The organism is Anaerobutyricum hallii (genome assembly GCF_900209925.1).
Taxonomy (GTDB): Bacteria; Bacillota; Clostridia; order Lachnospirales; family Lachnospiraceae; genus Anaerobutyricum; species Anaerobutyricum soehngenii.
This window is the reverse complement of record NZ_LT907978.1, coordinates 446,333-467,194: the sequence shown is the minus strand read 5'-3', so window position 1 is coordinate 467,194 and position 20,862 is coordinate 446,333. Positions and strand designations below refer to the sequence as shown.

At 38.1% G+C, this 20,862-nt stretch carries 19 protein-coding genes, 1 riboswitch and 1 other annotated feature; of the genes, 1 reads left to right on the top strand and 18 read right to left on the bottom strand.

Annotated elements, in window-relative coordinates; translation table 11 throughout:
- Positions 1-14: 14 nt before the first annotated feature.
- The 15 genes from EHLA_RS01990 to EHLA_RS01920 form a co-directional block, all read right to left on the bottom strand.
- The gene (locus EHLA_RS01990) at positions 15-1,646 is read right to left on the bottom strand and encodes an ABC transporter permease subunit (RefSeq protein WP_096239126.1); all 1,632 of its coding nucleotides are present in this window, start codon (positions 1,644-1,646) and stop codon (positions 15-17) included.
- 2 nt (positions 1,647-1,648) lie between these two features.
- Positions 1,649-2,425, bottom strand: coding sequence for an ABC transporter ATP-binding protein (locus EHLA_RS01985; RefSeq protein ID WP_096241524.1), 777 nt, complete (start codon positions 2,423-2,425; stop codon positions 1,649-1,651).
- 165 nt (positions 2,426-2,590) lie between these two features.
- Complete coding sequence (locus tag EHLA_RS01980) at positions 2,591-3,463, bottom strand: MurR/RpiR family transcriptional regulator (RefSeq protein ID WP_096239125.1); 873 nt, start codon at positions 3,461-3,463, stop codon at positions 2,591-2,593.
- Between the two features lie 364 nt (positions 3,464-3,827).
- Complete coding sequence (locus EHLA_RS01975; RefSeq protein WP_096239124.1) at positions 3,828-4,199, bottom strand: TnpV protein; 372 nt, start codon at positions 4,197-4,199, stop codon at positions 3,828-3,830.
- A gap of 30 nt (positions 4,200-4,229) precedes the next feature.
- Positions 4,230-5,858 carry a 23S rRNA (uracil(1939)-C(5))-methyltransferase RlmD gene (gene rlmD / locus EHLA_RS01970; protein WP_096239123.1) on the bottom strand — a complete coding sequence of 543 codons (1,629 nt, stop codon included), beginning with the start codon at positions 5,856-5,858 and terminating at the stop codon, positions 4,230-4,232.
- 114 nt (positions 5,859-5,972) lie between these two features.
- Complete coding sequence (locus tag EHLA_RS01965) at positions 5,973-6,479, bottom strand: metallophosphoesterase family protein (RefSeq protein ID WP_096241523.1); 507 nt, start codon at positions 6,477-6,479, stop codon at positions 5,973-5,975.
- A 19-nt stretch (positions 6,480-6,498) separates the two neighbouring features.
- Positions 6,499-7,083: an XTP/dITP diphosphatase gene (locus tag EHLA_RS01960; protein ID WP_021906994.1), complete on the bottom strand. Its 585-nt coding sequence runs from the start codon at positions 7,081-7,083 to the stop codon at positions 6,499-6,501.
- 87 nt (positions 7,084-7,170) lie between these two features.
- On the bottom strand, positions 7,171-8,340 hold the full coding sequence (locus EHLA_RS01955; protein ID WP_096239122.1) for a THUMP domain-containing class I SAM-dependent RNA methyltransferase: 1,170 nt from the start codon (positions 8,338-8,340) through the stop codon (positions 7,171-7,173).
- 144 nt (positions 8,341-8,484) lie between these two features.
- Positions 8,485-8,838: a rhodanese-like domain-containing protein gene (locus tag EHLA_RS01950; protein ID WP_096239121.1), complete on the bottom strand. Its 354-nt coding sequence runs from the start codon at positions 8,836-8,838 to the stop codon at positions 8,485-8,487.
- Between the two features lie 230 nt (positions 8,839-9,068).
- The gene (gene tyrS, locus EHLA_RS01945; RefSeq protein ID WP_021906997.1) at positions 9,069-10,301 is read right to left on the bottom strand and encodes a tyrosine--tRNA ligase; all 1,233 of its coding nucleotides are present in this window, start codon (positions 10,299-10,301) and stop codon (positions 9,069-9,071) included.
- A gap of 97 nt (positions 10,302-10,398) precedes the next feature.
- Positions 10,399-10,651: a binding site (T-box leader), on the bottom strand.
- Positions 10,652-10,978: 327 nt separating this feature from the next.
- Entirely contained in the window at positions 10,979-11,752 is a 774-nt protein-coding gene (locus EHLA_RS01940; protein ID WP_096239120.1) for a C39 family peptidase, read from the bottom strand.
- A 122-nt stretch (positions 11,753-11,874) separates the two neighbouring features.
- Positions 11,875-12,609: an ABC transporter ATP-binding protein gene (locus tag EHLA_RS01935; protein ID WP_096239119.1), complete on the bottom strand. Its 735-nt coding sequence runs from the start codon at positions 12,607-12,609 to the stop codon at positions 11,875-11,877.
- A gap of 40 nt (positions 12,610-12,649) precedes the next feature.
- Entirely contained in the window at positions 12,650-13,699 is a 1,050-nt protein-coding gene (locus EHLA_RS01930; RefSeq protein WP_096239118.1) for an ABC transporter substrate-binding protein, read from the bottom strand.
- A gap of 51 nt (positions 13,700-13,750) precedes the next feature.
- The gene (locus EHLA_RS01925) at positions 13,751-14,530 is read right to left on the bottom strand and encodes an ABC transporter permease (protein ID WP_096239117.1); all 780 of its coding nucleotides are present in this window, start codon (positions 14,528-14,530) and stop codon (positions 13,751-13,753) included.
- The gene (locus EHLA_RS01920; RefSeq protein ID WP_005350001.1) at positions 14,499-14,795 is read right to left on the bottom strand and encodes a thiamine-binding protein; all 297 of its coding nucleotides are present in this window, start codon (positions 14,793-14,795) and stop codon (positions 14,499-14,501) included. Before EHLA_RS01920 ends, EHLA_RS01925 begins: the two co-directional genes overlap by 32 nt.
- A 228-nt stretch (positions 14,796-15,023) precedes the next feature.
- Positions 15,024-15,134, bottom strand: a riboswitch (TPP riboswitch).
- 115 nt (positions 15,135-15,249) lie between these two features.
- Here EHLA_RS01920 and EHLA_RS01915 point away from each other — a divergent pair.
- Positions 15,250-16,644, top strand: coding sequence for an alanine/glycine:cation symporter family protein (locus EHLA_RS01915; RefSeq protein ID WP_096239116.1), 1,395 nt, complete (start codon positions 15,250-15,252; stop codon positions 16,642-16,644).
- A 343-nt stretch (positions 16,645-16,987) separates the two neighbouring features.
- Here the strand turns inward: EHLA_RS01915 and EHLA_RS01910 are convergent, their stop codons facing one another.
- The 3 genes from EHLA_RS01910 to glgB form a co-directional block, all read right to left on the bottom strand.
- A complete protein-coding gene (locus EHLA_RS01910) occupies positions 16,988-17,227 on the bottom strand; it encodes a hypothetical protein (protein WP_096239115.1) in 240 nt (79 codons plus the stop codon).
- A gap of 265 nt (positions 17,228-17,492) precedes the next feature.
- A complete protein-coding gene (locus EHLA_RS01905) occupies positions 17,493-18,431 on the bottom strand; it encodes a glycosyltransferase family 2 protein (protein ID WP_096239114.1) in 939 nt (312 codons plus the stop codon).
- A 277-nt stretch (positions 18,432-18,708) separates the two neighbouring features.
- Positions 18,709-20,613 (bottom strand): 1,4-alpha-glucan branching protein GlgB, encoded by a 1,905-nt coding sequence (gene glgB / locus EHLA_RS01900; RefSeq protein ID WP_096239113.1) that lies wholly within the window; start codon positions 20,611-20,613, stop codon positions 18,709-18,711.
- Between the last annotated feature and the right edge of the window lie 249 nt (positions 20,614-20,862).

Genomic DNA, 20,862 nt, shown 5'->3' with positions numbered 1-20,862 from the left:
TTACACAGCTTATTTTATTTTCTGCTGCCAGATAATTTATTTGCTAAAAACTGAAACATCAGTTTTGCAATCAGATTAGTAAAAAGTATTAAAAGTGATAACACAAAAATTTCGTTAAATTTTGCAAAATGCTGTAGCTCTTTTATCTTTGTAGTTATTACCATTGTTCTTGCTCCGGCAAGGAAAATAACAGCACTTACCGTAACCATTGCATTTATGAAATAATAGCTGAACACTTCGATCAATGAAGACAGTGCATTGGGGGTTACAATACGAACCATTGTCTTAATCCAGTTATCACCCATCAACTTTGCCGTTTTCTCCCATGATAAGTTCATCTTAGACAGAGAATTTTTCATCATCATATAAGGGGTCGCAAAAAAATGAACCAGATTACACATAATAATAATGGCAAATGTATTCTGCAATGAAGTTCCTGTAAACGCCAGCATAAATGCGATACCCAATACCATTCCGGGTATTGTATTTGTGACAGAAGCAATACTCTCAATGACTCTTTTTGCCTTGTCAGAAATGGAACTTCTGGCTGTGACAATCGCTGCCCCATATGCCATAAGCGTTCCAAACACTGCTGTTAGTAATGCAACCAGCAAAGAATTTTTATAAACCATCGTTAATGCTGAGTCTTCCAGTACTTTTGTTACATTATCCAGAGTAAATTTCATGTCATATGGCCAACCTTTTACAAAAGGTACCACAAAAATCACTGCAAAAACTGCAAGTATAATCACAATAATCACCGTTGTAATTGCCGCACAAACCGTATCCCGCACAGGATTTTTCTCGTTTTCCATCAAGGAAATCTTGTTATACCTTACATTGAATCGCTCGAGATATGTAATCACAGCAATGCTGAGCACCGAAGGCAACAGCATAACCATCGCTACCACGGCACCATTGTTAAAATCTGGTACACTTCCAAGCATCTGTGTATACAGCACGGAAGCAACCACTTCCACCCTTCCGCCTACCGATGCAGGGATACCAAAATCCGTAAAGCTCAAAAAGAAGCACTGGATAAAGGAAACTGCAAGTGTTCCGATCAACGGACGGAGCACCGTTTCTAGGAATGTTACGATTGGCCGGTCTCCCATGACTCTGGACACGACAGAAAATTTCCGATCTATATACCCCATCGTGTTGTTTATCAACATAAAGGAGATGGGCAATGTATAGATGATGTACCCGATCATCAAACCATTGATCCCATAGATATCAAATAACTGTTTTCCAAACAATCTGGTATACAATCCTTGCTTTCCAAAGGAATAAATAATTGCAAATCCATAGGTAATTGTTGGGAGCAGCATAGGAAGCACGGCAAAGGTTTTTATAAACTTTTTGAAAGCCTGATTTAAATTGGTATAGTTTACGGTATATGCCATGAGAAACGAAAGTACTGTTGTAATCAGAGCACTGAGGGCCGATATACCGAAACTGTTTCCCAAGGCTTTTATAAAGCCTTTTCCACATAATATTTCGACGTAATTCGCAAGAGTGATTCCCGTATCTCCCTGGAAGGACTTTATCAGGATCAAAATCAGAGGATAGAGGAGAAATACGGTAAACAACAAAATAATGGCGGTCCATATAAACCAGTTTTCTGCATTTTTTCTCTTCGTCATTCTTATCCCACCTGCCAGATTATATTATTGTTTTGTTCTTTGCGAAATAAACTGAAGATATTATTTTTCTTTATTTCCAACTGCCGTAAAATGAATTCCTGTACAAAATTATTTGCCGGAGCGTTGATGATTTCTTCCGGTTTTCCATACTGTGAAATCGTACCTTCATTTATAATTAAGACGCGATCCGACAAGGTAAGCGCTTCCTCCGGGTCATGCGTTACAATAATCGTTGTTAAATGATACTCTTTCGCAATGGTCTTAATTCTATCTTTAATGGACTCTTTGATAACACCATCCAACGCACTTAAAGGCTCATCCAATAAAAGAATCTTCGGTTTCATTACCATCGTTCTGGCCAGAGCTACTCTCTGCTTTTGACCGCCAGATAATTGATCGATCTTCTTATTCAAATGTTCTTCCAGACCCAGCAGTCGAATCAAATCATCCACTTCTTCTTTTGTAGAAATATCCGGCTTGTTTTTTAGTCCATATGTGATATTTTTGTACGCGTTCAAGTGAGGAAACAAAGCATAGTCCTGAAATACAATATTAAATCCTCTCTCCTCCATTGGCACATTAGTCAGGTCTTTTCCATTATAAATAATGTTCCCCTCATCAACATCTACAAGGCCCAAAATCAAATTCAAAAGAGTCGTCTTGCCGCTCCCTGAAGGACCAAGAATAGATACTATTTCACCTTTTTCGATTTCCAGATTAATATTTTTAAGAATTGTAACACCATCATACGATTTACTAATATTTTTTAACTGTAGCATCAAAAAACTCCTTTCCGTTCCTAACTTCATAACATACGAAGTTCTCATGTTCACTTTCCTTCGAACGCTTAAAATATTAATCTTTCCACTTTCCAAATACAATCAAATCCATGTAAAACTTCCGTAAAAAAAAGACAGGATTACTCCTGCCCTTTTGTAGAAATTCTACTGAATTTCATATGCTTGATTACATATTGTTCTTCCGTTCTTATCCAATTTCTTTGTATACTTATCGTAATCTGAAACAATGACTCCCATATATAGCATATCTATGATCGCAAGCTGCGATGATCTTGAAAAAATCGCATCCCCATACAAAAACTGGTCCGTGCTGGTACAGATTTGTACGTCTGCATATTTACTAATTGGAGCATTCTCAAAATTCGTAATAACAATGGTACTTGCCCCTGACTTTTTGGCTGCTCGCATAACCTCAACCGTATTTCTTGAATTTCCGGAATAGGAGATCCCGATTGCAACATCTCTGTTACCCAAATTGCATGCGCTGATATTCTGGAGATAAAAATCGTCATAGCTATAACACTTTAGTCCCAAATACAATAATTTTGTCACAAGATCATTCACAGCACACAAAGAATTTTCAACCCCATATACTACAATATTATCCGCATTTATTATTAATTCTATGGCTTTTACAAACTCCTTCAACGAAATACTTTTAAGTGTCTCCTGCAAAACATGAATCGTTGTCCCGATTACTTTGGATGGAACATCTGTCAAAACATCTTCCTTTCCTACAGGAAATCCATAGAGAGGTGTGATTTCCTCTTTTTCCATATTCTTTCTAATTCTCTCCTCTAAAATGGCACTTTTCAATTCTTTAAATCCCTCGAACCCCATTCCTCTTGCGAACCGAAGAACTGTCGGTTGACTTACTTTTGCTTTCTCAGCCAATTCAGTCAATGTCATGTCGTCCAATTCTTCATCACAATGTAGAAGATAATCGGCCACCTTTCTTTCAGAAGGTCTTAATTTTCTATAGTTTCTTGTAATTTCCCACTCCAATATATTAGTCATATTCTATCCCTTCTTTGTAGAAATTCTACACATTTTTATTCTTCTTTAATGAAAGATATTTCAAGATAATCTTTCAAATCTATTCGTCAAAAATAAATTTTTCCTGAATTTTTTTCCTAATAGCATTTTAACACATAAAACTTCATTACATTTTAAAATATATGTAAAATCTACATATACTTGGTGCAAAATTACAAGACTTCACTCATTTATTTGGTTAACATAATATACCAGACATATCAAAATCTATCATTCAAAACATTATCTTGTTTGTTAATCACTCGCCTAGCATGATACCATAAAACTATTTTTATATAAAAAGAACTGAACAAGTCAGATCACTGTACCCGTTCAGTTCTTTTTACTATCCATAAATCAATTCATTTAACACAATCTCTTCCGCAGCATTTCGAATATTATTTACAGCTCCAATCCACGCCATCTGATCACGAGCTTTCAATTCTTCCGTAATGCCTTGCTTTTCCATCATCTGGCACACCAGAATATCCATTCTCTCCTGTGCCTCATCGTCCACAGCATTCAGATGTTCCACCAATCTGTCTTCCAACATACACAGTGAATACATTGCCGGACGATGCTCTTTCAGATATGTTCTCCGCATCATTCCATACTTCCCATAATGCGGTTCTTCATCTGTACTGACAAAATTCGGATAGTAAATTCCATCTGCTCCCAGTGTGTAGGTTCCACCCATTTTTTCAAATGTGCTTTTCATGTGCTATTCCTCCTTGAAATCAGCGATGGCTTAGATCATCGCAAAATATTTCAGGGCAGCCTTGATAGCATCTTCTTTCTCTTTCGGACATTGTGGAACTCTTGCATTTTCTGATTTTGGAAGATTATAGTTTTCTCCCACTTCAATTCCACATTTGCGTTTTACCTGAGAAATATATAAACTTGAAACCTTCAAGCCAAATTCTTTCAGCACATAATCTTTGATTTCCTGATAGGTTGCTTTCAACTCGGCACTGGTAGCATCCAGCTCGTCCAAGTCTAAGTCGATCTCTATCGTGTCATCCGGCTTTTGTTGGGACAAAAGAACAACCGTCTCCACATGCACCGTTCCCGGGAACATATCAACTAAACAGCATCTCTTTACCTCATATCCCGCTTCCCTAAATACAAGCAGATCGCGCATAAGGCTGGTTGGCTTGCAACTTACATATACCATTTCATCTACATTGAAATTAATGATTTTCCGTAAAGCTTTCGGATGGATTCCATCGCGAGGAGGGTCGAGTACGAGAATATCCGGCTTCTGGGTTAAGTTATCCACAACTTTGAGGACATCGCCGGCAATGAATTCACAATTGTCTAAGTGGTTGTCCACTGCATTCTTTTTGGCGGCTTCCACCGCTTCTTCTACAATTTCGACACCGACTACTTTACTTGCTACGGGTGCAAGCATCTGTGCGATTGTTCCGGTTCCGGTGTAAAGGTCGTAAACGAGTTTATCTTTTGTTTCCCCAACGTATTCTCTTACCTGATCATACAGGACTTCTGCTCCTAAGGTGTTTGTCTGGAAGAAGGAGAATGGAGAGATTTTGAAACGCATGTTATAAAGGTATTCATAAAAATAATCTTGTCCGTAAAGTGTTTTTGTTTCATCGCTCTGTACTACGTCTGCAAGGTTGTCGTTTAATGTATGCAATATTCCAACAACTTTTCCATCAATTTTCTGGGAGAGAATCATATTGACAAATTCAGATTCGTCCAGTCTGCTCTGTGTTGTAGTGACAAGATTAATTAAAATATCTCCTGTTTTTACAGAACGACGCATTACGAGGTGGCGGAGAAATCCTTCGTGACGAATTTTGTGGAAGTAGGTTTCTCCTTTTTCTTTAAAGTATTTTAAGATTGCCTGGAGAAGTACATTGAAATCTGGGTCTACGATGCGACAGTCCTCTAATGTTACGATATCATAGAAACTATTTTTCTTATGCATTCCAAGAGCAAGCGGGCCATCTTTTTCTTCGTCACCAAATGTGAATTCCATCTTGTTTCGGTAGCCTTCTGTGATCGGGCTTCCATAAATATTTTCGATAGCAAAGGAAAGTCCGCTTTTCTCGATTAATTCTTCTACCTGGCGTTTCTTTAAGTCAAGCTGCTGTTCATAAGAAAGATTCTGATAACGGCAGCCACCACAAATACCGAAATGTTTGCAGGCTGCTGGCTGTTCTATCGGGGATGGCTCGATGACTTCAAGAAGTCTTCCTTCGATTTTATCTCGTTTCTTTTTATTAATGGAGAAGCGTACTACCTGACCTTCTAACGCATTTTTTACGATTACTTTCTGCCCCTCAATATCTATAATTCCTTTATTAGGGAATTCGGTTCGGATGACTTTTCCCTCAAAAATATCTCCTTTTTTCATAAAATAATTCCTTTCTATATACACAAAAAATAGAAAGGATGCTGCAATGTGCACCCTTTTCCATTATAATGTACTCTCTGAGTCTTTCTTGCACGAGTACATTTATATTATTTTTTAAATTTTCAGTTCGGTAAATTTGGATTTATAATATCCATGTCCGTAGTGGGCCTCGCCTTCATCATCGATTTCCATAATGAGAAATGTTGGCATATGATCAGGTTGTCTTGGGTAAGAAACGCTTCCCGGATTTAATATTGTTACATCTTCATCGATTTCGATGTATGGTTTATGTGTATGACCAAACATAACAATATCGATATTATTTTGAAGTGCATACTGTTTTAAGCGTTCTACACCGCGATATACGTAAAAAGTATGTCCGTGAACAACCAGTACCTTATAATCGCCAATATTAAAAATGTCTTGTGCAGGAAGATCAAGATTATAGTCGTTGTTTCCGGAAACCATATGTACCGGACAATCTACCAATGAACGGATATAATCGTCTCCTCGCTCTACATCTCCACAATGGATAAGCATATCGATTGGTCCAACCTGCTCGATTACTCCTGCCACATCATCATTACGTCCATGCGAATCACTGATTACCAAAATTCTCATTTTATTTTCACTCATCTATTTACAAAATCTCCTTTATCTGGCGTAAAGCCTTTCCACGATGACTGATTTCATTCTTTTCTTCTGCTGAAAGCTGAGCAGTTGTTTTGCCTCTGTCCGGAAGATAGAAAATAGGATCATAACCAAAACCATTCTCTCCGGCTGGCTCCTGTGCAATTCTTCCTTCAATGGTTGCTCTGCGAGTCTCTATCGTCCCATCCGGAAATGCCGCTGCAATAACACAGACAAAGCGGGCACTCCTTACAATATCCGGAACTCCATGCAGTCTGTCTAAAATAATCTGATTCTTAATACGATATGATGTGTTCTCTCCCATGTATCGGGCAGAATACACACCTGGTTCTTTATTAAGATAATCAATTTCCAGACCGGAATCATCTGCTAAAACAATACTTCCTGTTGCCTCCATCACCGTTTTTGCTTTAATGATGGCATTTTCCTCAAATGTTGTTCCATCCTCTACAATATCTACATCGACTCCGGCTTCTTTCATCGAGAGGATCTCATAATCCAAGTCACCGAGGATTTCGCGAATTTCCTTCATCTTGCCTTCATTTCCAGTGGCAAATATTAACTTTTTCTTCAAAATTCTGCCTCCTACAAAGCTCATACTTTATCTATATGACTTCTAATATCCGCTTATTAACTGCATCGTGTGACAGTCACTAGGTCACTACGCTTCTGACTGCTCTGGCTTCTTTCTCCTTGGCGGCTTTGGACCTGGAAACATATAGAAATACGTCTTCATCATTCCGTTATAAATCTTACGGTTCTTCGCTGCTTTCTTTCCGATATAACGTTCTGCATCCTCATAAGCTGTGATAACATATTCTGACCATCCGTCAAGTCCTGCAAAAGCTTTTCCCATATCACGATATAACGCCGGAAGATCTTCTTTTTCTTCTAGACGTTCTCCGTAAGGAGGATTCGTAATAACAAATCCGTACTTCTTTGGATGACTTAAATGATGAACTGGTCGCTGCTGAAAATGAATGAGTCCATCCACACCGGCTCGCTTCGCATTCTCTCTTGCCGCTTTTACAATCTGTGGATCAATATCGTATCCCTGAATGTCCATCTCCACACTTAAATCTACCAAGGATTCTGCTTCTTCGAATCCTCTTGCAAAAAGCTTCGGAGATACAATATTCTCCCACTTCTGTGCCTGAAATTCCCGATGCATTCCTGGTGCGATATTCGCTCCCATCATTGCTGCCTCGATAGGGAATGTTCCACTTCCGCAAAACGGGTCTACAAGAATACGATTCTTGTTCCAAGGGGTAAGTTTAATAAGTGCTGCAGCCAGTGTTTCCTCGATTGGTGCCTTACTTACCATACGGCGGTAACCTCTTTTGTGAAGACTTTCTCCGGAAGTATCAAGTCCGATCGTCACAACATCCTTATAAATAATCACTCGAACCGGATAATCTTCTCCATCCTCTTCAAACCAGTTAATATGATAATGTTCCTTCATTCGCTCAACCATCGCTTTTTTTACGATAGACTGAATATCCGAAGGGCTAAATAACTTACTCTTTACGGAAGTTGCCTTTGTTACCCAGAATCTTGCATCTGATGGGAAATACTCTTCCCATGGAACTTTCTTGACATTCTGGAACAGTTCCTCAAAAGTTACAGCCTTAAATTCTGCCACTTTTAAAAGAATTCGCTGGGTTGTTCTCAAGAAGATATTCGCTCTTACTAAGGCTTCCATATCTCCGGCAAACGTTACCTTTCCATCTTCCACCTTCACAATCTCGTATCCCAGATCAGCGATTTCTCTCTTACATACTGCCTCAAGTCCAAAATGACAAGGTGCTATAAATTCATATCTGTTGCCCATCTTTCCTCCATTAACTGTATCTTTTCATTATATGTTTCTTTATATTTTTCTTTATATCTTTCTTTTAACTTCATATAGATACACTTTTTATCTTTAAAAAATATTTCTTAATAGTTATAATTGTACTTAGGAAATGTTTCTGTGTCAAGAAGTACGCACCATCGTCCATAAGTCATTCTTCTCTTTTTCCAGATATCCTTTATAAAACATAATCCCGCCAACGACATTATATGCGTGAATTCCCATAGAATCCAACTTTCTCGCTGCCAGTATACTTGTGGAACCTGTATCACAATATACGAAAACCGGCTGTTCTTTTTCTACATTAAAATCTGCCTCTATATCAAACTTTTCTTTCATAATATCTGTAAAAGGAATATTTACCGCCATCGGCAAATGTCCCTTTTTAAATGCTTCTTCTGACCGAACATCGACAAGTAAGCCTTTAGATGCATAACTCTGCTTTATTGCCTCCGATATCGAAATGAGATCAAACATACCCTCGCCTTCTTCCACCTCTATATATCAACATATGTATTTTTCTAAAAAAAGTGCGCTTCTGATTTAATTGAATAGAACAGACAAAAACCAGAAAACCAGAAATTTTATATACAACAGAATGTGATATATATAATTTCTGGTTTTCTGGTTTTGGCTCCAAATGGAATCCGTATTTTCTATGCTGCGATGATCTTTACTGATACGCTACGCTATATTTAGACAAACAATTATTTTGTTACGATTTTGATAAATTTCTTCTTTCCTCTCTTTAACACTTTTCCTTCACCGCTGAAGTCGTCTAGTGTATAAGAAGCTTTGAAGTCTGTTACTTTTTCTCCGTCTAATGTTACACCACCCTGTGTTACATTACGTCTTGCCTCAGAACGTGTTCCTGCTAAACCGGATTTTACAAGAAGTGCGAGAATATCTACTGCACCGTCTCTTAAATCTTCTTCTGAAACTTCACATGTTGGCATGTTTGCAGAATCTCCGCCATTGCTGAATAATGCTCTTGCAGCTTCCTGTGCTTTCTGTGCTTCTTCTTCACCATGAACTAACTTTGTAAGCTCAAATGCAAGAATTTCTTTTGCTTCATTTAACTTGCTGCCTTCCCAGCTATCCATTGCATCAATTTCTTCTAACGGAAGGAAAGTCAGCATACGGATACACTTCATAACGTCTGCATCCGCAACATTTCTCCAGTACTGATAGAAGTCGAATGGAGAAGTCTTATTAGGATCTAACCATACGGCACCGGACTGTGTTTTACCCATTTTCTTTCCTTCGGAATTTAAAAGAAGGGTAATTGTCATAGCATAAGCATCGGCATCCGGTCCTAATTTACGACGAATGAGTTCTGTTCCGCCAAGCATGTTGCTCCACTGATCATTACCACCAAACTGCATATTACAGCCGTATTTCTGGTATAACTCATAGAAGTCATAGCTCTGCATGATCATGTAGTTGAATTCTAAGAAGGATAAACCTTTTTCCATTCTCTGTTTATAACACTCTGCACGAAGCATGTTATTAACGGAGAAACAAGCGCCAACTTCGCGAAGTAACTCAACATAATTTAAGTCTAACAGCCAGTCCGCATTATTAACAAGCATAGCCTTTCCGTCAGAAAAGTCAATAAAACGGCTCATCTGTTTCTTAAAGCACTCTACGTTATGGTTGATTGTCTCTTTTGTCATCATCTGACGCATATCTGTACGTCCGGATGGGTCACCGATCATAGCAGTACCTCCACCAATTAAAGCAATTGGCTTATTTCCTGCCATCTGAAGACGTTTCATCAGACAAAGAGCCATGAAATGTCCTACGTGAAGACTGTCTGCTGTTGGGTCAAATCCAATATAAAATACAGCCTTTCCATTGTTTACAAGTTCCTTAATTTCGTCTTCATCTGTTACCTGTGCAATCAATCCTCTTGCAACCAGTTCGTCATATACTGTCATAAAAACCTCCATTTATTTTTCTTATTTTTATTTAACAGGGTATCCCAACGGAATTCTCCAATGGAATTCCCTGTAAAGTAAAAAAATCCCGTCCTAATAAAAGGACGAGATATAACTTCGTGGTACCACCTTTTTTCGCAAAACAAAATGTTCTGCCTCATAGACAAGCGTCAATCAACGCCTCTGCGGATAACGGCCGCCGTTCCGTCACAGCCTACTAAAAACAGCAGTCTCATTCGGTGTGCAACTCAGAAATGTATTCACTTACTATCTGGCACATGACCTCCCACCAGCCGGTCACTCTCTGGAATGCATCAATAAAAGTTACTTCTTTCCGTCTTCGTCTTTCGCTGAAATTCATATAAATGATGTCTGTTATATCCGGACAGGCATCATGTTTCTTATTGTAGTAAACCTTCAAAATTTTGTCAAGTAGGATTTTGGAATTCTTGAAAAAAGGAATGGAACGAATGAAAGAAAAAAAAGAACTGGTCCATTGCCAGTTCTTAAAGAGAGGAAAGTATGAAAAAAATCTATCAAAAAAGCGTTGTTGTTTTTTTGATGTCTCTATCATACCGGGAAATTGTGAACAGTCTGTGAGAAAAAAATGAAGATAATCTGAAGAATCGCTATTTAATCCTTATCATTTTCTTTCGTTTGTAAACAACAGGTTAAAATTAAGCCTGATAAAGTAAAATATAGCCTCCTGTATTCTTCTTTCTGCTAAAATATAAATGCGTATCCTCTGTATTTTTCTGCGGAAACATATAGGATATCAGTTCGGAAAGGTCTGCTCTTTTTAATCTTTGTACTTCTCCTGCCCATTCTCTTGTTGCAGAATCTGTAAAAACTATCTGCCCTTCTTCATCAACGCCAAGAAGAATCATTGTATGATAAGAACCTGCATATTTCTTATCAAAAAAGCGAACGATTCTTCTGCCTTTTCTTCGCATTCTACTTGTTTCTATAATAACAGGACTGCCTTTTTGTAAATGTTCCATAATCTGCTTTTTGGCATAGTTATCCTCAAAGTTTCCTACATATTCACAGGAAATTCCTTCTTTTTTCAAAATTACTGAAATGCCATAAAGAGATACCGGCATCTGCCTTGCCATCACTTTTCCGTAATTTTTTTCATAAACTTCTTTTGGAAAATGTTTTTTCTCGATTTCGCAAATGGTTTGGTCCGGTGTTAATTTTGCATACTTTTCCACAAAAGCTGCCAATGCGGTTGTCAGTGAACAGCAGGCACACCCATGGCGAAGGATATATTCACTGGCCTCACCATAAATTCCTGCTTTTTGCTGAAAAACCGGATAAACTCTTTTTGTGCTGCCATCAGAAATTATTACTTTAAGTATTTTTCCATTCAGATCACTGTTCGGAAGGGATGGAGAAAGAAACTTCTTTCCTTTATTATCTGTCAAAAAGTTCAAATGTATACACTCCATAAAAATCCTTTCTTTTTCCTGTTTATTATTTCCTGTTTTTCTTTCGTTTTCTTTATGCCGTCTTCGTAAAATCTCTCCATCTGATCTTTGTTCAAATGGAGAGATTTTGGCACTTTTTTAATCTAAAGTTTTGCTATTATCTTTCTCTTATATGCTAAAAACTGATCTGTTAGATAAAAATCTTCTGCTCGTGGTTTCTTTTCCTTTATCACAATCTCATCACGTATTTCCCCTGGCTTTCCATTCAGGATGTAAATTCTGTCAGAGAGTAAAATTGCCTCATCTATATCATGCGTGATAAAAATTGTAGACAGATCAATATGCTGCATAACTTCAAGATACCATTTATGAATTGCTGTTTTTGTTATAGTATCAAGTGCGCTGAACGGTTCATCAAGAAGGGCTACTCCATTGGAAGACAGATATGTTCTAAGAAGAGCTGCCCTCTGACGCATGCCGCCGGAAAGCTGAGAAGGATACTGATATTCTGTCCCTTCTAAGCCGAAATCTTTAAAATACGTCTGCGCCTTTTCTCTCGCTTCTTTTTTCTTCATTCCATGAAGTACGAGTGGAAGCGCTGCATTATCGATTATTTTTTTATGTGGAAAAAGTAAATCTTTCTGAAGCATGTAACTGATCTGACCTGGTTTGGATGTGATATCTTCTCCATTAAGGAATACTTTTCCTTCTTCTGGCGTTGTTAATCCGGAAAGCACATGGAAAAGTGTTGTCTTTCCAGAACCACTGACCCCGAGAAGGGAGACTAATTCTCCCTGATTCAGTTCAATATTAATATCTTTGATTATAGTTCTTCCACTATATTTCTTTGTAATATGTTCTGCTTTTAAAAGACACATTTATCCATTTCCTTTCATAAACAAATCATTATCCGAAAAATTACTTAGAAGATGGAAGATACTCGTTAGAAAATCCTTTTCCTGTAAGATCTTTTGTTGTCAGCTTATTCTGCGCAAGCCATGTGTAGAAGTTATTCCATCTTGTCTCATCGATCACACCCCAGTTGTCTGCATCTGCAACATACTGTTTAGAAAGCCACTCCTGACTTTTATATACTAAATCTTCTGAACCTTTTAAAGAGCCTGTATCATCGCCTTCAATAAGAAGATCTGCTGCTTTCTTTGGATTATCTATTGCATACTGATATCCTTTTTCTGTTGCTGCAAGGAAAGCTTTGGCTTCATCCGGTGAATCTTTCAGGAAATCATTATTTGCGATCATAACCGGTGTATAGTAATCAAATACCGGATCAATGTCTTTGAAATTCCAGTAATCACAGTCAACACCTTCTACTGTCGCGTTGATTCCGCCCCATCCATAGAACACCCAGATTGCATCTGTCTGTTTTGCTTTTAATGCAGCCGGTTCATCTGTAATGTTGTTAGGGATCAGTTTTACCTTACTGAAATCCGCTCCTTCATCTTTCATAACTGTTTTTAAAGTTGCCTGCTCAATTGGGGATTCCCATGTAGAATATGTCTTTCCTTCAAGTCCTTTTGGACTGTCAATGCCGTCACCCTTTCTGGAAATAATTCCCGATGTATTATGCTGGATCAATCCTGCAACTGCTGTAATCCCAAGTGGATTATCTGAATCAATTGCTGCTGCCATTGTATCCTGTGCCTCAATAGCAAACTGTGCCTGTCCTGATGCACACATTGTTGCTGCACCATTTTCCGGTGGCTGCACAATCTCTACATCAAGTCCGGCATCTTCATAATAGCCAAGTGCTTTTGCTGCGTAAATTCCTGTATGGTTTGTATTTGGCGTCCAGTCAAGACAAAATGTTATCTTTGTAAGATTCTTTTTGTTGCTTTCTGTACTTGCACTTTCATTGTTTCCATTAGCAGAACCGCATGCTGTTACCGATAATAACATAACTGCACTCAAAGTTCCTGCAATGACTTTCTTCCAATTTAACTTTCTCATATTTTCCTCCTGTATATACTTTTCTTATACTTGTTACTATTCAGCTTCTTACTATTCAGCTTCCTTTTTTTCTACTCTTAACCATGGAAGTGAAATCGTCTTAATCAGATTCACTGCAAACATTAAAAGAAGGCTGATTATCACAATAAAAATAATAACTGCAAACATTTTATCAAAGGCGTATGCTTTTGACACTCTTGTCATATAAACACCAAGTCCTTCAAAACCGCCAAGCCATTCAGAAATAACTGCCCCTACTACTGCATAGGAAGCAGAAATCTTTAATCCTGAGAAAAACTGCGGTAATGCGGCCGGTAGCTTCACATGGAAAAAGATCTGCACTTTTGATGCACCCATTGCCCGCATCAAATCAATAGAATCTTTATCTACACTCTTATATCCGTCAAGTAATCCTACCGTAATAGGAAAAAATGTTGTAATCACGACAAGCGTAATCTTTGGTGCCATATAAAATCCCATCCATAACACGAGAAGAGGGGCAATTGCAATCGTTGGAATGGTCTGTGTAATAATCATAATGGGATACAATGCTTTATTCAGTATCCGAAAATGATCCATTAATGTTGCCATGACAAATGCCAGTACAACACCGATACATAATCCGTAAAAGGCTTCCTGTAATGTAACAACTGCATGTCTCAAAATTGTAGGCAGATCTGTAAAAAGTGCTTTTACTACCTGAACCGGAGACGGCAGCATATATGCCGGAACTGCCCCGCTCTGATATAAAAACTGCCAGAGAAGAATTAACAGACAGAGTGCTACTGCTGCCGGAAGCTTACTGGTGATGCTTTGTAACCTTTTTGTCAATAGTCAGCACATCTCCTTCCGCTTTATAAGAGATCTTAACATAGGTATTCATTGCCTTGCAGCCTGCCTTAGCAGCTACCAACTGACAATTCTTTACGATTTCCATGAGCGTATCATAATCTCCTTCGATTGATGTCTCACATGGTCCTACATAATAATTTAATCCAGTTGATTTAATATAGTCAATTACCTCGTCTACAATACGAATTACTTCCTCTTCGTCCTGCACAGATGGCAAAACCTGAATTGCTACACTTGCGTTCATTTCTCATTCCTCCATATATCTTTAAATATCATGTGCTGCCTTACCTGAAAAAAGAAAAGCGCCGGCAATAAATGCTGACGCTGCTTTTGTATGATCCTCAGGTATTCTTAAAACTTTCTCTTATAAAATTCTAAAAATCTCTTATAAAATAATCATATAAAATAAAAAATTTTATAAAAAATTTATATTAAAAGTTCTCCAAAAAACATCCTGATACATTCTGTTATTAAAAGCTCTTTTACAACTTCTTCCACGCTGGCATTATCCAAACAGGTACAAGGGTCTAAGGTTTACCTTACTCTCAGCTTCTTAAAATCACAAGCTCCCCTGGTCTTATATTGAACTTTTTACAGTATAAAACAATTTTAAGAAAAAAACAAGGGCAAAACTCTTGCGTTAATTAACAAAATAATGGTATAATTTTGCTTTAGTAAATTAAAGGGGGACTGTACTAATGCTAAAAACAATAGAAGCCGTTAACACAGTTGTTAACAACTTTATCTGGGGAATCCCTGCCATGATCTGTATCATTGGTGTCGGCCTTTTCCTCAGTTTCCGAACAAAATTCATTCAGATTCGAAAGTTTCCTTATTCTATCAAAAATACACTGGGACGAATTTTTGATAAGTCTGAAGCCGCAGATGGATCGATCACCCCGTTCCAGGCTGTTTGTACCGCACTTGCCGGAACAGTAGGAACCGGTAATATTGCCGGAGTAGCCGGTGCGATTACGATAGGAGGACCCGGCGCTGTTTTCTGGATGTGGATGTCAGCCCTTCTTGGAATGTGTACCAAATATTCTGAAGTAACACTTGCCGTTCATTTTCGTGAAAAGAATTCTCAGGGTGACTGGGTAGGAGGACCGATGTATTATATTAAAAATGGTCTTTCCAAACACTGGCACTGGCTAGCTTTTCTCTTTTCTCTCTTTGGTGTCCTCACTGTATTTGGAACAGGAAATGCAACACAGGTCAACACGATCGTCACTGCGATTGATTCCCTGATGCTCAACTTTAACCTTGCTTCATCAGAAAGCCTTTCTACAATCAATCTTGTAATCGGCATCATTATCGCCATCGGCGTTGGACTGATTCTTATCGGCGGTATCCGCCGAATCGGAAAGGTAACAGAAACTTTAGTTCCATTTATGGCATTGCTTTACCTCATCCTTGGACTTGGCGTTGTTCTTTTAAACATTCAGCATGTACCGGCAGTATTTCGGTCTATTTTTGAAGGAGCTTTCCATCCGGCAGCATTTAGCGGCGGAATGGTCGGATCATTATTTACCAGTATGAAAAAAGGTGTATCTCGTGGTATCTTCTCCAATGAAGCAGGTCTTGGTACCGGATCTATCGCTCATGCAACAGCCGATATCACTCATCCTGTAAAACAGGGTTTGTTTGGTATTTTTGAAGTATTTACTGATACGATTGTTATCTGTACACTGACCGCATTGATCATCTTATGTAGCGGAATCAACATTCCTTACGGCTCAGCCGCTGGCGCAGAACTGACTATTCAGGGATTTACCTCAACTTACGGTGGATGGGTATCCATATTCACAGCCATTGCACTTTGTTGCTTTGCATTCTCCACCACGATCGGCTGGGGACTTTACGGCTCTCGCTGTATCGAATTTCTTTTTGGAACAAAAACGATCCGCCCATTTATGATCGTCTACTCTCTCGTTGCAATCATCGGCGCAACGGTAGACCTTGGATTATTATGGAGTATCGCAGAAACATTTAACGGACTTATGTCCATTCCAAACTTAATTGCTGTATTCCTGTTATCGGGAACTGTAGTGAAATTAACAAAAGAATACTTTAACAAAGATTCTGATTTGTAGATTTACTATAGACGAAAAAAGAGAAAATGTTATATCCCATCTGCTCTGTAGTCGCTGTGTTTAAAATGCGCATCCGCATTCTAAACACGCTCCCAAGCCGCATCTGGGATATAACATTTTCTCTTTTTTCTGACTATCTAAATCCACAGTTGGTAAGAATGAGGATTTTCCTGAAGGTCTTGACTTCCCGGGGAATTGAATTCTAAAAGGCTGACATTTGAATTGTTGTATATACAGAGAATTTTTTGATTTTCTTCAGTACCTCCTTTTTTGCATGAAAAAAGCAGCTAACCTATTTTTTATAGACTAACTGCTCGTATTTAGTTCCATATTCAGTTTGATTCTACAAATCCGACAGGTCAATAGCTGGGGAAACATCGCCTCTCTTAAAGTTACTTACTGCATGATCCATATCTGCCAGAGTTCTGGCTGAAATGCTCTCTGGCACTACCAGTTCCCGAGGTTCCAGAATAATGCAACCATTTCCATATTCTTTTACATTATAATACTGATAAGCAGCTCCTCTGAGCGTAATTCTTTTTTTGTTATCCAGATGGGCAACATAATCTTTCATTGCTTCCATTATCAACACCTCCAGAAAAAATGCGTCAATCCTTTAGACTTTAATTTCCCGAGAATCCATAATCTTCTGGAAAATCCCCATTCTCACCAACTGTGGATTTAGAATAATCAGAAAAAAGAAAAAATACCATATTCCAGATGCGGCTTGGGAGCGTGTTTAAGATGCGGACGAGCATCTTAAATACAGCGACTACAGAGCAGATGGGATATGGTATTTTTTCTTTTTTCGTCTATATTAAATCTACAAATCAATCTACAAATCAGATTTATTCTTCTAATTCTTTTTTGCGGTTTCTTGCATAATGACGTATCATCTCAAAATCCTGTCTGTTCTTCCAGGTAATTGTTTTTAAAATTGCTCCGGAAAACAGGGATAGAATTGCTGTAAGAATGACAAAACAACATACGATCAGGGTAGGGAAACGTTTTACTAAACCTGTTGCAAAATATTCTTTAAAAACTGGTACTGAAAATCCACCACCCAATACTGCTAATACTGCTGAAATCAACCCAAAATATTTCATTGGCTGATAGGTACGGAATAATCGTGCAATTGTTCGAAGTACTTTTATTCCATCTGAATAAGTATTTAACTTGCTCTCGCTTCCTTCTGGTCTGTCTTTGTAATCAACAATTACATTCTCTACAAACATATTCTTATCTGCGGCATGAATACTCATTTCCGTTTCAATTTCAAATCCTCTTGAGATTACAGGGAATGTCTTTACAAATTCATAACTGAAGGCACGATATCCGGTCATGATATCTTTAATATCTGTGTGGAACAGATGATTAATGGAGCTTCTTACTAATGAATTACCAAAGTTATGAAATGGTCGTTTATTCTCCTGAAAATAAGTTGAGGATAATCTATCACCAACTACCATATCTACATTTCGGTTTAAGACCTTGTCTACCATCTCTGGTGCATTCACTGCTGGATATGTATCATCTCCATCTGTCATAATATAACATTCCGCATCAATATCCCGGAACATACGACGAATTACATTTCCTTTGCCCTGTTGATACTCATAACGTACCACAGCTCCATTCTGACGTGCAATCTCATCTGTACCATCTGTAGAATTATTATCATACACGTAAATTGTTGCATCCGGTAATACTGCTTTAAAATCCTTAATTACTTTTTCAATTGTTTTGCTCTCATTATAACAAGGTATAAGAACTGCTATTTTATCCATATTATCCTATTGTCCTCTTTTTCTTCTTCCTCATGTTTCGCGGGTCCCAAAGTCAAACGCCTTTTCGTGCATGCACGATAAGGCGTTTGACCTTTTGACCTCTAATATCATGATATACTTACTATATGATGTCACGAATTACTCCGCTGCTAACGCTGCTCCCGTAATTCTGATTATACTTTATTAATGTATCATCGTCAATTCTGGTCAATAATTCTTAAGAGTATTTTTCAGCAAATTATTCAAGAATACCCCGGCAAACTCAGAAATTGATAAATTAGAATTTAAATACCGCTACTCCATATGCTGGCAATTTATATTGGATAGAGTACTTTCTTCCATCGCATTCTTTTTTCACTGGCTTATATTCTTTCGGTCGTCTCTTTCCTTTTCCGCCGAACTTCTTATCATCACTGTTCAGTACAAGAGTATGTTTTCTGCGGCACGTTGTTCCTACCCGGTAATCCGGACGTTCTACCGGTGTAAAGTTAATAACAAAAAGCATGTTATTCTTTCCACTTGCAGAATGTCTTACAAAGGAGAAAATACTTCTGTCACCATCATCCGCATTGATCCATTCGAAGCCTTCCGGCCAGCAATCATATTCATAAAGACATTTATTACTTTTATATAGGTGAAGTAATTCTTTTACAAATAACTGAAGCTGATGATTCGGCTCTTTCTCTAGAAGGAACCAATCAAGTTCCCTCTCTTCACTCCATTCCCGATGCTGTCCGAAGTCTTGTCCCATGAAAAGAAGTTTCTTACCTGGATGCCCTGTCATGAATGCATAGCCTGCCATAAGATTTTTAAATTTCTCTTCGTAGCTTCCTGGCATTTTTTCTATCATAGAACACTTTAAATGAACAACTTCATCATGAGAAAGAACAAGCATATAGTTTTCTGAATATGCATAAACCATGGCAAAATTCATCTTAGTATGATTATATTTTCTAAAATATGGATCAAGTTTCATATACTCTAAAAAGTCATGCATCCAGCCCATATTCCACTTAAGGCTGAAATCCAAGCCTCCATACTCTGCCTTATCCGTTACTTTTGGCCATGCGGTAGATTCTTCTGCAATCATAACGATTCCAGGATTTCTCTTCTTTACGATCGTATTCAGATGTTTAAAGAATTCGATTGCTTCAAGATTTTCATTTCCACCATAAATATTAGGAACCCACTGACCATCTTCTCGTCCATAGTCTAGATAAAGCATAGAGGCAACTGCATCTACACGAAGTCCGTCTACATGATACTTTTCCAACCAAAACAGGGCATTACAAATGAGGAAGTTCCGGACTTCTGTCTTCCCATAATCAAATACTTTCGTTCCCCAGTCCGGATGTTCACCCTTTCTTGGGTCAGCATATTCATAAAGACAGGTTCCATCAAATTCAGCTAAGCCGAAAGCATCTCTTGGGAAATGTGCCGGTACCCAGTCAAGAATAACACCAATATTCTGTTGGTGAAGATAATTGATGAAATACTGAAAATCTTCCGGAGAACCATGTCGTGAAGTTGGCGCAAAGTAATTCGTCACCTGATATCCCCAGGAACCATCAAATGGATGCTCGGCAATACCCATTAACTCAACATGAGTATATCCCATATCTTTCACGTATTTTGCCAGCTCATGAGCCATCTCTCTGTAATTATAAAATCCATCTACATCTTCTTCTGTTTGTTCATGCTTTTTCCAGGAACCCGGATGTACTTCGTATACAAACATAGGATCTTTCTTATCATCGAACTTCTCTCTCTTCTTCATCCACCGGCTATCCTGCCATTTAAAATCGGAAATATCAGCAATAACAGATGCATTATTCGGACGGAGTTCTGCCTGAAATCCATAAGGGTCTGCCTTTAGTATCGTATAGCCCGCCTTTGTTGTAACACAATATTTATAAATATCTCCAATCTCCATTTCAGGAAGAAAGATTTCATAAATTCCCAATGGCTCTAAACGTTCCATCGGTGTAGCATTCCCATCCCATTCATTAAAATTGCCAACCAGGGAAACTGCTTCCGCATTCGGTGCCCATACAGCAAAATATACTCCCTCTTCACCATCAACTGTCATAGGATGTGCTCCAAGTTTATTATATAAATCATAATGTGTCCCCTGACCAAATAAGTACTGGTCAAATTCTGTAATAAATCTGGTATCTGGCATAACAGACTCCTCCCGTTTCAAAATTCACAATTTTCTTGTTCATTATATCATAAAATAGTAGTTTTTTCAGCAATTACTTATGCATTTTGCAAATAGGATTTCCTAATTCTAACTATTTGAAAAAAAGGATAACGAATGTGCCTCAACACATTTCCTAGGAATTTCTTTCCTGTAAAGCAAAAAACAGGAGAAAGAAATGTCTTCTCATCTCTTTCTCCTGTATAAATATGTCTCTTATATATAACTATA